The sequence below is a fragment of the Streptomyces sp. A0642 genome, from assembly GCF_004795105.1.
Lineage (GTDB): Bacteria > Actinomycetota > Actinomycetes > Streptomycetales > Streptomycetaceae > Streptomyces.
This window is the reverse complement of sequence record NZ_SSBL01000001.1, coordinates 399,465-413,664: the sequence shown is the minus strand read 5'-3', so window position 1 is coordinate 413,664 and position 14,200 is coordinate 399,465. Positions and strand designations below refer to the sequence as shown.

The window sequence follows — 14,200 nt, the reverse complement described above, 5'->3', positions numbered from 1 at the left end:
CGACGACGGGGTGGCAGCACGCCGCGCCCACGACGACGGGGTGGAGCCAGGATCACCTGGCTCCACCCCATGGCGCGGGCGTGTCACTGGAACTGAGCGAAGAACCTCCATATCTCACCCTTGGTCCAGGTGGTGACGCCGCTCTCGTTGGGAGAGCCGTCGACCGGACCGGGAATGTGGTCTCCGTCGAACGCCGCCCACTGGACCGGATACCCGGCCCGGCAGCCCGCGTACGAAGTGGTGATGTGCGTCCGGCTGCCCGGGGCGGGCTCGCGCGGGCTCTGGGGGGTGCAGCCGTTGTTGCTGACGAACTTGTCGCGCAGCGACCGCCCTTGGGCGATGTTGAGGACGGAGTCGCCGATGCCGTGGATTCCGAAGTAGGCGATGGGCTGAGTGCCGCCACTGCACCCGCTGATCTGGGCGCCGGAGATCACCGCCACGGCCCTGAAGACGTTCGCCCGGGCGCACGCGAGGGCGTAACTCATCCCCCCGCCCCAGCTGAACCCGGTGGCGAAGCGCTGGGCCGTGTTGACGCAGAGGCCGCCCTCGATTCGCTGGATCATGTCGTCGACGAAGGTGATGTCCTCGCCGCCCGCATTGGCCCAGCCGTTGTCGATGCCCTGGGGGGCGACGAGGATCGCGCTGTCGTTCGACTGTTCCTGCTGGCCGTAGTAGGACCAGGCGCTCCCGCTCGTTCCGCCCGAGGAGATCTCGCCGGCGGTCCCGCCCCGCCAGTGGAACGCGAAGATCAGCCGGTAGCGGTGGCTGTTGTCGTAGTTGGCGGGAACCCTGAGGATGAAGCTGCGGCTCTTGCCGCTGCTCTGAATCGTGTGCGTACCGCTCGCCAGGGTCGGCGCGCTACCGCATCCGCCGCCGCTGCCGGACGACAGCTTGATCATCTGCCACTGCTGGTTGGCGCCGCCCCAGTCGGTGTACTGGACGACGTTGCCGCCGTCGGCCGTCGAGCCGCCCTGGACCTCCACGGCCTTGCCGCTGTTGCGGTTGATCAGCCGGACGTGGCCCGCGTCGGAGTCGGCCAGGCGGAACTGCTGGTTGACCCCGTTGCCGTCGGCCCACTGCGCGATCGCGGCACCGTCGGCGGCAGAGGAGCCGGCCACGTCGAGAACCTTGCCCGAATGCCGGGCCTTGAGCCGGTAGAACCCGCCGCCGGAGTCCACGAACTGCCACTGCTGGTTGGTTCCGTCGTGGCGCGTCCACTGGTTGATCCGCGCGCCGTCGGCGGTGGACACGCCGGAGACGTCCAGTGCCTTCCCGCTGTTGCGATTGACCAGGACGTACCAGGCTTGGGTGTCCACCGTCGCCGCCTCGGCGGGCGACGGGTTCACCGCGACGAGCATGCCGATCGCGAGGGTCGCCGCCACGACGGCGGCGAGCCGGGACCACCAGCGATGTCGTTGGGGAGGGGCGGGGGAACCCGCACCATCGGTCTTCATCGGTTCACCCTTTCGCCGCGCCGGATCAGGTGCGGGTCCAGCGTTGGTTGCTGCCGCCCGAGCAGGAGTAGAGCTGGATCAGGGTGCCGTTGGCGGTGCCGTTGCCGGTCGCGTCAAGGCAGAGGCCGGACTGGACGCCGACGATGGAGCCGTCGGAGTTGAGGCGCCATTTCTGGTTGTCGCCGCCCCAGCAGCTGTAGATCTGGACTTTGGCACCGTTGCCGGTGCCTGCGGCGTCCAGGCACTTGTTGTCGTAGACCCTGAGCTCACCTGCGGCGGTGTAGGCCCACTGCTGGTTGGTGCGGTTGTTGCAGTCCCACAGTTGGACCTGGGTGCCGTCGGTGGTGGCGGCGCCGGGCACGTCCAGGCAGCGGCCTGAACCGACACCCTTGGTCTGTCCGGAACCGGTCGGGGGCGTGGTGGTGGTGCCGCCGTTGAGTGCGTTGAGGACGGAGGTGTAGGCGGCCTTCTTGCTGCCGTCGCCGTTGAACAGCAGCGGCGTGTCCTGCGACCGCCAGGAGTCGGTGTCGCGCACGCCCCAGACCGTGATGCCGAGACAGCGCGAGACGGCCAGGCAGTCATTGGTCACGTTGGCGTAGGTCGTGGCCGAGGCGCCCTGGATGTCGAGTTCCGTGATGGCCACGTCGACGCCGAGGGCGGCGAAACTCTGCAGGGTGGTGCGGAAGTTGCTGTTGTACGGGCTGCCGCTGTTGAAGTGCGACTGGAAGCCGACGCAGTCGATCGGCACGCCGCGCTGCTTGAAGTCCCGGACCATGGCGTACATGGCCTGGGTCTTGGCCCAGGTCCAGTCCTCGACGTTGTAGTCGTTGTAGCAGAGTTTGGCGGCCGGATCGGCGGCGCGCGCGGTACGGAAGGCGACCTCGATCCAGTCGTTGCCGCTGCGCTGGAGGTTGGAGTCGCGCCGGGCTCCCGAACTGCCGTCGGCGAAGGCCTCGTTCACGACGTCCCACTGAGCGATCTTGCCCTTGTAGTGGCCCATCACGCCGTTGATGTGGTCGGTCATCGCCTGGCGCAGCGTGCTGCCGCTGAGGCTCTGCATCCAGCCGGGCTGCTGGGAGTGCCAGGCCAGGGTGTGACCTCGCACCTGCTTGCCGTTCTGCACGGCCCAGTTGTATACGCGGTCACCGGCGGTGAAGTTGAACTGGCCCCGCTGCGGTTCGGTGGCGTCGATCTTCATCTCGTTCTCGGCCGTCACCATGTTGAACTCGCGGCCCGCGATCGTGGTGTACGTCGAGTCGTTGAGCCTGCCCGAGGCGATGGCGGTGCCGAAGTAGCGGCCGCTCTGCGCCGCCGCGGCTCCGAGCGTGCTCTCGGCGGCCTGCGCGGACGGCGGCGCCGCCAGCGCGGCGGCCGAACCGAGGACGCCCACGATCAGCGCCATACACAGACCGCCGATCTTCCGGCGGACGGTGGGGGGACGAATGGCGTTCAAGCCCATGACTGAGCCTCCAGGAGAGTAATCACGGATGGATGGAAGCGCGCAGTTCGACGGGCAGGGCGTACGTCTGCCCGTCGAACTGGTACGGCTCGGCCGACGCCGGCACGAAGGTGTCGCTCAAGGAGCTGACGGACGACGTGAGGTCCTCCACGAGGTCCGCCCGGGTCTGCTGCCTGAGGGCGCCGCCGCCCCGCGTGGGGCGAATGTCCGGCGGCTTTCCGGAAGTGGTCAGCGCTGTCGTCTTCGCCTTGTCGGCGTCGTTCTCCAGCGTGACGAGCGTGATGTGCGCGTCGAGGTGCGCGGCCTCGCATGCCAGGCCCGCCCGGGCCCGACCGGCTCCGTGGTCCGGATGTTCCACCAGGCCACGACGGTCCGGCGCATGCTGCCGGTGGTCGCGGACCCGGATTTCCGAGCAAGCGGAGAGGATCGCCGCGCCCGGTTCCACGGCCGACGCCGTCCCCCAGAACCGGGGACGGGAGAAGGCGGGGAACGCGGTGCCGGACGCGGACGTGTCGGCTCGGTCGAAGGGTGGCATCGTGCACCTTCCGGAAGGCTGCCGATAATTCTCGGGGGCGGCCATGGAAGTTACGGGCATGCGTCGTGGGTGTCAACGGCCCTGACAAGAAAGGGCGTTGACACCCACTGTGTGCAGTGTTCGCTATGCGGAGCGCGGCGGCGCGGTGCTCTCCCGGACCACCAGCTCAGTGGCGAGTTCCATCCGCGGGGAGGCCGGTTCGACGTCCCGTGCGAGGTCGAGGAGTATCCGAGCCGCCAGCTTGCCCATATCGGAGAGAGGCTGACGGATCGTGGTCAGGGGCGGTGCCGACCAGCGCACCTCCGGCAGATCGTCGAAGCCGACGACGCTCATGTCCTCCGGCACCCGAAGGCCGCGCCGACGCAGCGCCTCGATCGCACCGAGCGCCATCTGATCGCTCGCTGCGAAGATCGCGGTCGGCGGTTCGGGCAGCTCCAACAGCCGCCCCGCGCCGGTGAATCCGGACGCGTGGTAGAAGTCGCCGGACACCACGAGCGCGTCATCGGCGGCCACACCCGCCCCGTCCAGTGCGGCCCGGTAGCCGTCGAGCCGGGCCCGGGAGCACAGCAGCCGCGGCGGGCCCTCGATGAACCCGATCCGACGGTGCCCGAGGCGCAGGAGGTACTCGGTCGCCGCCATCCCGCCCGCCCAGTTGGTGGCGCCGACCGTGGGGGCCTCCGTCGCCGGCGAACCGGCGGGGTCCACGACCACCAACGGCACGCCCAGGCGGCGCAGTTCGCCGTGCAGCCCGGGTTCGAGCACAGACGTCACCAGGATCACGCCGTCCGACGCCCGGGCGCGCAGGTTGGTCATCCACTGCCGCGCGGCGCCCGCCCGGTCGTGAATCGCGGAGACCACCGTTCCCACACTCGCCTCGTGCGCGACCTCCTCGACGCCTCGGATGATCTCCACGGCCCATGGGCTGTCGAGATCGTTGAAGACCAGGTCGAGCAGGGCCGCCCGGGTCCCGGGTGCGGCCGGCCGGCGCTGGTAGCCGTGCCGGTTCAGCAGGTCCTCGACACGGGCCCGGGTGGCGGGTGAGACATCGGAGCGCCCGTTGACGACCCGCGAGACGGTCGGCACGGACACTCCGGCCTCACGCGCGATCTCGGTGATCGTCACCTTGGCCGGCCCGCCCGGGCCCTCCGTGGTTGCCTTGGGCCGGGTGCCATCCAGGGCCACGTGTTCCACCTCCGTCGACAGTGCTTCCGAAGATTCTCCGGACCCCTTCCGGAAAACCGTAGGACATGCCATCGACCGGCTGTCGGTCAAGTCGGATGTCCGAACGCCGACACCCGGTACCTGGAGAAGGGTGACGAACTTGCGGACAGCATTGCGGTGTTGCACATCGACGAGGTCACCGCCGAGGAGCTCGAGCGGCTCGTCCGGGCAAACCCCTCCGGCTGCGCTTCACCGACCCGTCACGTGGCGGGCCGGCGCTGTACGGACGACGGGGGAAGACCGACGCCGAGGGCGCCCTCGCCCCGGAGGCGGTCCGCTCAGCCCGTAGAACTGGAAGGCGTTTCCCCCCGGTCGCCGTCTCCCGGCCCACGGCCGCGGCGACCTGGTCCGCGTCGCCGTTCGCACGCAGCGTCGATGCCCTCGGCGACGCTTCTTCCCCCCTCGCCCGCGTACAGGGGCACGCCCAGGCCATAGGCAGGGCGCGGAGAGACAAATACGCCGCCCGGCGGTTCCTAGTGTTCCTCACGTGCCGGGGTTGTCCCGCTCGACGCGGCCCCCGCGCGGGACATCCCCGGCACGTCCCGCTCGACGGGGTCCCGCGCGGGTCCTGACGGCAGACCTCCGAAGGAGTCACCAGGTAGGTACCGCGCGGCCGCACCCGGCGAGGCCTGATCCCCATCGGTCTTCGCCACCAGGCCGTCCGGAGTACTCCCCTGCCGCCGGGGGCGGGTGTCCTCTTCACCGGTCCTCCGGCCGCGGCACCGGCTCACTCCGGCGACGGACCGGTCAGTGCCGCAGCCGGCTTCGAGCCGCACAGGTGTTCCGACGCCCGGGCGCGCGCAACCCACCCCACGCACGATCCGCAGAGAAGCAGAACCAACAGAAAGCAAGAGGCAATGGCAAGAACCATGCAGGTCAGGCGGACCGCCCTTCTGGCCGCGGTTGCGGCGGCGGTCCTCGCCGCGACCACCGCCGGGGTGGCGACCGCCGCCACCGCCCCCGTCTCCGACGTGCGCTTCGTGTCGCATCTGAACATGGCCGACGGGCAGCGGCCGGAGAACATCACCCTGGAACCCGGCGGCAGCGCCGACGTCACCTTCGCGTTCAGTCGCCAGGTCGCCCGCATCACCCCCGCAGGCCGGGTGCACGTCCTCGCGACGCTGCCGGCGCCGTCGGCCGGCACCGCCACTCCCGTCCTGGCCTCGCCCTTCCTCGGCGGTGTCGTCCGGACCGATGACGGAACGCTGTACTTCTCGTACGCCACCGGCAGCAGCGACCTGACCGGCGTGTGGCGTCTGCGTCCCGGTGGCACGGCGGAGCGCATCGCCGCGCTCCCGGCCGACAGCCTGCCCAACGGCCTGGCGCTCGACCGGCACAGCGGCCTGCTCTACGTGGCCGACTCGGTCCTGGGCACGGTCTGGCGGGTGCCCACCGCCGGAGGCACGCCCCGGATCTGGGCCACCGCACCCGAACTGGAAGCCTCCGGCTTCCTGGGAGCCAACGGCATCAAGATCCACCATGGCGCGGCCTGGGTGTCCAACCTGGACAAGGGCACGGTGCTGCGCATCCCGCTGACCCGTCAGGGCGTCGCCGGCCGAGTCGAGACCCGTGCCACCGGCCTCGTGAACATCGACGACTTCGCGTTCACCGGTCCGGGCGACACCCTGCTGGCCGCGATCAACGCGGACAACGAGGTTGTCCTGGTGAGGCCCGACGGCACTCACGTCGTGGTGCTGACGGCTGCCGACGGGCTGGAGAACCCGACGTCCCTTGCCGTACGGGGCACCACGGCCTCCATCGCCAGCGGCGCCTACTCCACGAACCACGACCCCAACCTCCTCGCCGCCCGGATCGCTCCTGGCCGGTGAGGGCAGCAGGGGCGGCCCACCGCAGGGCCGCCTCCGCCGGGCATCCGGAGACCGTGCCCGGCGAGCCGCCGCACCCTCCTGCTCCGCGAGTGAGCACCCCCGACAGAACCGGCAGGGGGCCGCCGTTGTGCCCCGCTCCCTCTCGCCGGTGCCGCCGGTGCCCGAGCGCGCGGGGCGAGCGCACCGGTGTGCGCGCCCCGCTGCGCCCCGGGGTGCCGGTGCCCCATGGGGTTCCTGTCGCGGCCATCGCACCACCCTTCCGGCGTGACGGCGCCGCCCCCCGGCGTCGGTGTCCCACCGGGTTTCTGCTGCGGCCATCGAGCCGCCGTTCCGGCGGTGACGGCGGCGCCCCGGCCGTACCCGGAGCACCTGACGGGCGAGGCGGAGCCGATTCCTGCCTCATGGCGCCCCTGCGCACCGCGCCGGTCCGCACAGCACCGCATGCGGCTGTCCGCTCCCGCCCTTTCTGCCTGTGGTTCTGCCTGGAGACCGAAGCCCTCCCCTGATTGGCTGTGTTTGCGGGCGGGAACCCGGACCGGACGGAAACAGCCCGGTCGCGCTCTCCGGCGAGGGCGCTGCCCGTACAGCGGGCCGCCCGGTCCTGCCGGGCAGGTCCAGCCGTCCGTTGCGGCCCTTGAGCCACTTCTGAAAGAGGAGCACATTGAGCTCGGTGTTGACGACCACCTCGGTGCCGGACCAGGACAGGGTCGCCTACTGGAACGACGCGGTGAACAGGACGCTCGTGCCCGTGGCCGTCACCCCGCACGGCGACGGCCTCTTCGACGCCCGGATCGTCACCAGCCGACTCGGATACCTCCAGGTCTCCAGCATGGAGGCCGACGCGGAGCACCTCAGCCGCACTCCCGCACTGATCGCCCGCTCGTCCGAGGCGCTGGTGGCCGTCGGTGTGCAGATATCGGGCACGGCCACCTTCATCCAGGACGGCCGACGGGCCGAGGTGGGTGAGGGAGACCTCGTGGTGTGCGACAGGAGCCGACCGTACTCCTTCGACTATCCGCAGCGGTTCGCCACCCACGTCTTCCAACTGCCCCGCCGCATGCTGGGCGTGCCGGACAGCGACATCCGGCAGGCCACCGGCCACGCCATCGGCACCAGGAACGGCTTCGGTGCGGTACTGCTCCCGTTTCTGGCATCCCTGGCCGCCTCGCCGGACGCCTACCCGCCGGCCGTCGCGGACCGGCTGGCCGGCCATGTCGTCGACCTGTTCGCCACTCTGATCACCGAGCGGGCCCATCCGAGCGGCACGGAGGCCGAGGACACCGCGCGCAGCCATCTGCTCCTCCGCGTCCGCGACCACATCAACCGGAACCTGGGTGACCCGGACCTGTCGCCCGAGAGCATCGCCCGGGCGCACCGGATCTCCACCCGGTACCTCCACCGGCTGTTCGAAGGCGAGGGGACCACCGTCGGGCGGCTCATCCAGAAACGGCGCCTGGAGGAATGCGGCCGCGAACTGGCCCGCCGGGGCAGGACGGCCCCCACCGTGTCCGCCGTCGCCCAGCGGTGGGGCTTCGTCAACCCCGCCCACTTCAGCCGGGTCTTCCGCACCGTCTACGGCGTCTCCCCCCGTGAGTGGCGGGACCTGCGCACTCCCCAGGACGGCCTCGCGCCGGCCCCCGCAGGCGCGCCGACGCCAAGGTCCGCGGCAGTCGGCCGACCGGGGGCCGGCCGTGCGCCTTCCAGGGGGTAGGGTGCCCGCTCGGAGCCGTGCGGGCTGCCCCGCGGCGGGCACTGTCCCGGCCGGCGTCCGCAGCGTCGCTCCGCCGCCCGGCGACCGTGATGCGGTGCGCCGGACCGCCCCTCCCTCGAAGTTCATCCCTTGGCCCTCTCGGCAGGAGACCGTGTGACCGACTTCCCCCGCTCGCCCCTTCGGCACCCGGTCCTGGACCAGCCCACGCGAGCGTTCGTGGACAGCCACACCTGCCCTCCGCCGGGGCACGACCCGGACCTGGAACAGGTCCGGCTGGACCTGGTCCGATTGCAGGGCGAGGAGGGTCCGTCCCCGGAGCAGGACACCTCCACGGAGTGGTTCGCGCTGCCGGGCGGCCCGACCGGTCACGTACGGGTGCAGGTGGTCAAGCCCGCCGACAGCGTCGGCAGAATCCCGGTGGTGCTCTTCCTGCACGGGCTGGGCTGGGTCCAGGGCGATGCCCGCACCCATGAGCGTCTGGTGCGCGCGTTCGCCCTCGGGACGGACGCGGCCGTGGTCTTCGTCGAATACGAACGCGCCCCCGAGGCGCAGTATCCGGTCGCCGTCGAGCAGTGCTACGCGGTCGCGGAATGGATCTGCCGGCAGGGCGGCGAGATCGGTCTGGACGGGAGCCGGATGGCCGCCGTGGGCGACTCGGCGGGCGGCAACCTGGTGGCGGCGCTGACCCTCCTCGCCAAGGAGCGCGGCGGGGTGCGGCTGCTGCATCAGGTGCTGCTCTGCCCCATCACCGACGCCGACTTCGACACCCCGTCGTACCAGCGGTTCGCCAGGGGCTACTTCCTCGGCCGCGACACCATGCGCTGGTTCTGGGACCAGTACCTCCCCGATGCGCAGCAGCGCGGCGAGGCCACCGCGTCCCCGCTGAGGGCGACCCTGGAGCAGCTCACCGGGCTCCCTCCGGCGCTGGTGGTCACCAGCGAGGCGGACGTGCTGCGCGACGAGGGTGAGGCCTATGCGGCGAAGCTCCGGGCGGCCGGAGTCGCGGTCGTCTCCATGCGCTACCACGGGACGGTCCACGGCTTCATGCTGCTGGATCCGCTGCGCGACACCGACGCCGCCCGTGCGGCTCTCGCCCAGGCCCTCGACACCGTGCACGTCGCCCTGCACCGGCACCGCGGCTGATCCCGTCCGCGCGGGGCCAGGTGTACGCGGGTGCGCGCGGAGGGTCCTCCGGGTACGCGAGCGGGCCCGCGCCCCTACCCGGCCCGGGGACGGAGAAGGGATCCGTACGAGCCGTGTGGCACACGCCAGGGCGTCGCTCACTCGGCGGGGTGCGCGTCCAGGCGCTCCTGTGCTGTCTTCCGGTGGCTGCTGTCGGCCGCGTCTCCGAGGGACACGACCCGACGGAAGCAGGAGCGGGCTTCCTCGGCTTCGCCCAGTTCGAGCAGGACCTCACCCAGACCCAGGAGTGTCAGGCCCTCCAGGATGGTCTGGCCGGTCCGGTGGGCCTGGTCCACCGTTTCGCGGTAGAAGTCGGCGGCCTCGCGCCACCGGCCCAGAGCGGCGTAGTCGTGACCGAGAGCGCCGGTCGCAATGGCGCGGTAGGTGTCGGCGGCGTGCCCGGTCACCGGGCATTCGGGCGCGTCGAGGAAAGCGACGACGCGCTCGTGCTGGACCAGGGCTTCCTCGGCACGGTCGAGGTCGCGCAGGCAGCCTCCGTAGACGCCCACGGCTCCGATCCAGCCATCGTGGTCACCGGCTGTTTCGAACAGGTCGGCAGCGGCGCTGACCTTCTCGAAGGCCTCCTGGAGCTCGCCGAACCGCCGGTGCGGAGTCACCGCGTACATCAGTGCCCAGGCCTGCTGCGTGGCGTCCTGGGCACGGCGGGCGAATTCCAGTGCTTCGTCGGCCCGTTCGATGGCTTCCCGGTCCCTGTGCTCGCAGATGCTCAGGGCCCAGGCGCAGTAGTTGAGGTGGACAGCCCGCAGGTACGGGTCGTCGAGTGCGGCGGCGGCTTCGCCGGACAGACGGAAGACCTCGGTCCAGTGCCCCCACACCCACACGCCGCAGAACCATCCCATGGCGTCGGCGGTCTCCACGACCAGGGTGTGCTCACCCCTGTGGGCGGCGCCGCGCAGCGCGGCGAGCCAGGCGGGAGACTCGCTCTGGAGCCAGGCCCGGGCCTGTTCGGCACTCTCCAGCGGGACCAGGCCCTGCCAGGAGGACGGCGGCGCGCCGTACCCGGGCTTGTACCAGCGGCCGGCGACCACGGCCGTCTCCAGCAGCCAGGTCCGCAGCCGGTCCTCGGCCGCTTCCCGCTCGCCGGGGTCCTCCTCGCGGGCGAGGTGGGCGCGGGCGAAGAGCCTCAGGAGGTCGTGCAGTTGGTAGCGGCCGGTGTGGGTGGCCTGCAGCAGGCCGGCCTCGACCAGTTCCTCCATCACGTCCTCGGACTCGAAGACGCCGGTCGCGGTCAGCGCCGCTCCGTAGGCGGCCGTCATGTCCGGCCCCGGGACCAGGCTCAGGAGCCGCAGCATTCGGGCGGCCTGGCGGGTCAGCTGCCGGTAGGAGAGTTCGAACGCCGCCTCCACCCGCACCTCGCCCTCGGCCAGGGCGCCCAGCCGGCGCTCCTCGTCGGAGAGGCGGCGGACCAGATGCCCGACGCTCCACCCGGACCTGACCGTCAGCCAGTTTCCCGCCACCCGCAAGGCCAGGGGCAGACGCCCGCACAGTTCCGCGACCCGCGCCACAGCGTCCGCCTCCGCATCGGCGCGCGCCTCGCCCAGGATCCGGCGCAGCAACTCGACCGCCTCCGGCTGCGCCATCTCCGACAGCGCCACCCGGTCCACATCCTCCAAGCCGGTCAAGGGCCGCCGGCTGGTGACGAGCACCAGGCTCCGCCCTCCTCCGGGCAGCAGCGGACGGACCTGGCCCTCGTCGCGGGCGTTGTCCAGGACCACCAGGCACCTGCGCTCGGCCAACAGCGACCTCAGCAGCCCCGCACGACCCTGCGGATCCTCCTGCGCCAGCCAGCGGTCCGGCACCCCGAGAGCCCTCAGCAGCTTCAGCAGAGCCTCGCCCGGGTCCAGAGGGCCTTCCACTCCGTGCAGATCGACCACGAAGCACCCGTCGGGGAAGTCTCCCGCCAGGTCTGCTGCCGCCTTGAGCGCCAGCGTCGTCTTCCCGCACCCCGGAGGGCCCGAGACGACCGAGACCGACGCCCCCACGCCGGCGCCCGAGCGTGCTGCGGCCTCGGTCAGCCGCGCCAGCTCACGATCACGTCCCGTGAAGTCCCCCACGGGCCGTGGCACCACGGTCCCCGCCACCGCACGTGCCGCACGCGCCGCACGGGCCGCACGCGCCGCGACCAGCAGCGCCTCCCGCTCCGCATCCGCCAGGCCCAGCCCTTCCGCCAGCGCCACCACCGTGCGCCGCTGCGGTACCCGGCTGCGCCCCCGCTCCATGTCGCCGATCGCCCGGACGCTCACGCCCGAGACCTCGGCCAGCCCCTCCATCGTCAAACGGCTCCGCTGCCGCAGACCCCGTAGCACCACCGCGAACGACTTCTCCGACATGACCGCCCCTCGTTCTCCCCCGACGGCAGAATACGGCGTGTTTCTCCAGGTCACGGCCTCAGGGCCGCGCTGCCGAGGTCCCCGCGCCCTGAGGGGGCGGATGCCGTCGGCACGTCGGCAGGCGCCCCGGCACGCGCGGCGGGAGCGTTCCCCGCCACCACTCCGAGGCGCGGAGAGGCCACATGTGGTGCACCCACGGGCAAGGCGCCGTCCCCGGTCGCCCTAGTGTGCTGTGCGCGGCGTTGATCCGTACGGAGGGGCCCAGGCGTCCGGACGGGGGTCACCCGCGCACGAGGTGGTGATCACTCAGCTGAGGATCCGGGTATCGAGGGGGTCCTGCGGACATGGTGCTTGCTCAGGACGGAGACCCGGTTGAAGGCGTTGATGGTGATCGCCACCCAGATCACCGCGGAGATCTCATCGTCGTCGAGGACCTGGCGGGCCGACTCGTATGCGCTGTCCTGTGCGGTCGCGTTCGCCGGGTCGGTGGTCGCCTCCGCCAGGGCGAGTGCCACGCGTTCCCGCTCCGTGAAGAGTCCGGTGTCGCGCCACGCGGCCAGCACGCCCAGCCGCTGGGTGGTCTCGCCGGCGCGCAGCGCGGCCCTCGTGTGCACGTCGAGGCAGAAGGCGCAGCCGTTGAGCTGCGAGACGCGGAGGTTGATCAGCTCCACCAGGCGGCGGTCGAGGCCCGCCTCGTCGGCGACGGCGCGGACCGCGTCGGCGGCCCCTACCAGCGCGCGGTAGGCCTTGGGGCTCTGCTTGTCGATGAAGACCCGGCGGCTCGCGGGGGCTGCTGCGGTGTTGCTCAACGTGGGCTCCTTCGGGGCCGCTTGCGCTCTCGCTCGGTCTGCCGAGCGAGAGCCGGGACAGGGACTTAGTATCAGGCATTATTGTTGAATACGAAATTACCTTCGCGTGAAAGCGCGTGAGAGGGAGAGCGATGAGCAACGTCGACACGGATCCCACCGGCCTGCCCGGGGGTGCCTCGGAGCACGGCGCGAGCGCCTCACAGGTCGACGTGCTGACCGCGCGGGACGTCCCGCTGGGCGGCCCGAGGGCGATGACGGTCCGCCGGACGCTGCCGCAGCGGGCCCGCACACTGATCGGGGCCTGGTGTTTCGCCGACCACTACGGCCCCGACGACGTGGCCGACACCGGCGGCATGGACGTCGCTCCCCATCCCCACACCGGCCTGCAGACCGTGAGCTGGCTGTTCAGCGGAGAGATCGAACACCGCGACAGCATGGGCACCCACGCCCTGGTGCGGCCCGGTGAGCTGAACCTCATGACCGGTGGGTACGGCATCAGTCATACGGAGGTCTCCACCACCCGCACCACGGTCCTGCACGGCGTGCAGCTGTGGGTGGCTCTGCCCGAAGAGCACCGGCACACCGGCCGGGACTTCCGGCATCACGTCCCGAGCCCGGTCCGGGTGGGCGGGGCGGAGATCAGAGTGTTCCTGGGGTCTCTGGCCGGCGACACCTCTCCGGTGCGGACGTTCACTCCCCTGCTCGGCGCCGAACTCCTCCTCGAGCCACGCTCGACGACCACCCTGCCGGTGAATCCCTCCTTCGAGTTCGGGCTGCTGGTCGACCGGGGGAACGTCCGATTCTCCGGAACGCCCCTCCGGCCGACGGAACTCGGATACCTGCGCACGGGAAACGACACGCTGACGCTGACGAACGAGACGGACACCCCCGCTCGGGCGGTCCTGCTCGGCGGGACACCGTTCGAAGAAGAGATCGTCATGTGGTGGAACTTCATCGGCCGCAGCCACGAAGACATCGCGGAAGCCAGGACGGCATGGCAGAACGAGTCCGACCGCTTCGGCAGCGTCGAAGCGTACGACGGCGACCGTCTGCCCGCGCCCGCCCTGCCGAACGCCACCCTCGCACCGCGCACCAACCCGACCCGACACTGAAAGGCACATCATGACCCAGCCCGCCGCCGCTCCCACTGTCCGGCGAGTGCACGACAAGCACCGTTACGAGATCCTGGTCGACGGCGCAGCCGCAGGCCTCACCGCCTACCGGGACCGCGATGACCAGCGTGTTTTCTACCACACCGAAATCGACGACGCCTTCGCCGGACAGGGCTTGGCCGCGGTACTCGTGCAGCAGGCCCTGACCGACGTACGCGCCTCCGGGAAGCGCATCGTGCCGGTCTGCCCCTACGTCGCGAAGTTCCTCAAGAAGCACGAGGAGTTCGCCGACATCACCGATCCCGTGACTCCCGAAGCCGTGCAGTGGCTGGAGGCCGAGCTGCGGCACTGACCGCCGCACCTCCACCCTCTCCTCCACCCTCGGTTCGCCTGCGCCCGCGGGACCGCGGACCGGCTGCCCCGCTCCCGGGGTTCCGGCAGCGGGGCAGCCGGGCGGAGGCCCCTGGCCGGCCGCCGTAGAGTCTCCCTTGCGGCAGGACGCCCCGGTTTGCTCGGATACCGGTGGTTCGGGCCTGG

11 protein-coding genes are annotated in these 14,200 nt (G+C 71.4%); 5 read left to right on the top strand and 6 right to left on the bottom strand.

The genetic code is table 11. From position 1 onward, the window contains the following. Nucleotides 1-83: 83 nt before the first annotated feature. From E6R60_RS01670 to E6R60_RS01655, 4 genes are all read right to left on the bottom strand, one after another. Nucleotides 84-1,454: an RICIN domain-containing protein gene (locus E6R60_RS01670; RefSeq protein WP_136324531.1), complete on the bottom strand. Its 1,371-nt coding sequence runs from the start codon at nt 1,452-1,454 to the stop codon at nt 84-86. Nucleotides 1,455-1,479: 25 nt separating this feature from the next. Beyond that, nucleotides 1,480-2,913: an endo-1,4-beta-xylanase gene (locus E6R60_RS01665; RefSeq protein WP_136324530.1), complete on the bottom strand. Its 1,434-nt coding sequence runs from the start codon at nt 2,911-2,913 to the stop codon at nt 1,480-1,482. Between the two features lie 22 nt (nt 2,914-2,935). Next, nucleotides 2,936-3,448, bottom strand: coding sequence for a hypothetical protein (locus E6R60_RS01660; RefSeq protein ID WP_136324529.1), 513 nt, complete (start codon nt 3,446-3,448; stop codon nt 2,936-2,938). 123 nt (nt 3,449-3,571) lie between these two features. Then, a complete protein-coding gene (locus E6R60_RS01655) occupies nt 3,572-4,630 on the bottom strand; it encodes a LacI family DNA-binding transcriptional regulator (RefSeq protein ID WP_240802352.1) in 1,059 nt (352 codons plus the stop codon). A gap of 896 nt (nt 4,631-5,526) precedes the next feature. On the opposite strand from E6R60_RS01655, the gene E6R60_RS01650 reads away from it, so the two are divergent. From E6R60_RS01650 to E6R60_RS01640, 3 genes are all read left to right on the top strand, one after another. Next, complete coding sequence (locus E6R60_RS01650; RefSeq protein WP_136324527.1) at nt 5,527-6,498, top strand: hypothetical protein; 972 nt, start codon at nt 5,527-5,529, stop codon at nt 6,496-6,498. 670 nt (nt 6,499-7,168) lie between these two features. After that, nucleotides 7,169-8,209: a helix-turn-helix domain-containing protein gene (locus tag E6R60_RS01645; protein WP_240802351.1), complete on the top strand. Its 1,041-nt coding sequence runs from the start codon at nt 7,169-7,171 to the stop codon at nt 8,207-8,209. Between the two features lie 153 nt (nt 8,210-8,362). After that, the gene (locus E6R60_RS01640; RefSeq protein WP_136324525.1) at nt 8,363-9,352 is read left to right on the top strand and encodes an alpha/beta hydrolase; all 990 of its coding nucleotides are present in this window, start codon (nt 8,363-8,365) and stop codon (nt 9,350-9,352) included. A gap of 137 nt (nt 9,353-9,489) precedes the next feature. On the opposite strand, the gene E6R60_RS01635 is transcribed toward E6R60_RS01640, so the two are convergent. Both E6R60_RS01635 and E6R60_RS01630 read right to left on the bottom strand, forming a co-directional pair. Next, complete coding sequence (locus tag E6R60_RS01635; RefSeq protein WP_136324524.1) at nt 9,490-11,742, bottom strand: XRE family transcriptional regulator; 2,253 nt, start codon at nt 11,740-11,742, stop codon at nt 9,490-9,492. Nucleotides 11,743-12,044: 302 nt separating this feature from the next. Beyond that, on the bottom strand, nt 12,045-12,551 hold the full coding sequence (locus E6R60_RS01630) for a carboxymuconolactone decarboxylase family protein (RefSeq protein WP_136324523.1): 507 nt from the start codon (nt 12,549-12,551) through the stop codon (nt 12,045-12,047). A 131-nt stretch (nt 12,552-12,682) separates the two neighbouring features. Between E6R60_RS01630 and E6R60_RS01625 the strand changes: the two genes are divergently transcribed. Together E6R60_RS01625 and E6R60_RS01620 are read left to right on the top strand one after the other, a co-directional pair. Beyond that, nucleotides 12,683-13,663: a pirin family protein gene (locus E6R60_RS01625; protein WP_136324522.1), complete on the top strand. Its 981-nt coding sequence runs from the start codon at nt 12,683-12,685 to the stop codon at nt 13,661-13,663. 10 nt (nt 13,664-13,673) lie between these two features. Beyond that, a complete protein-coding gene (locus E6R60_RS01620; RefSeq protein ID WP_136324521.1) occupies nt 13,674-14,015 on the top strand; it encodes a GNAT family N-acetyltransferase in 342 nt (113 codons plus the stop codon). Nucleotides 14,016-14,200: the final 185 nt, after the last annotated feature.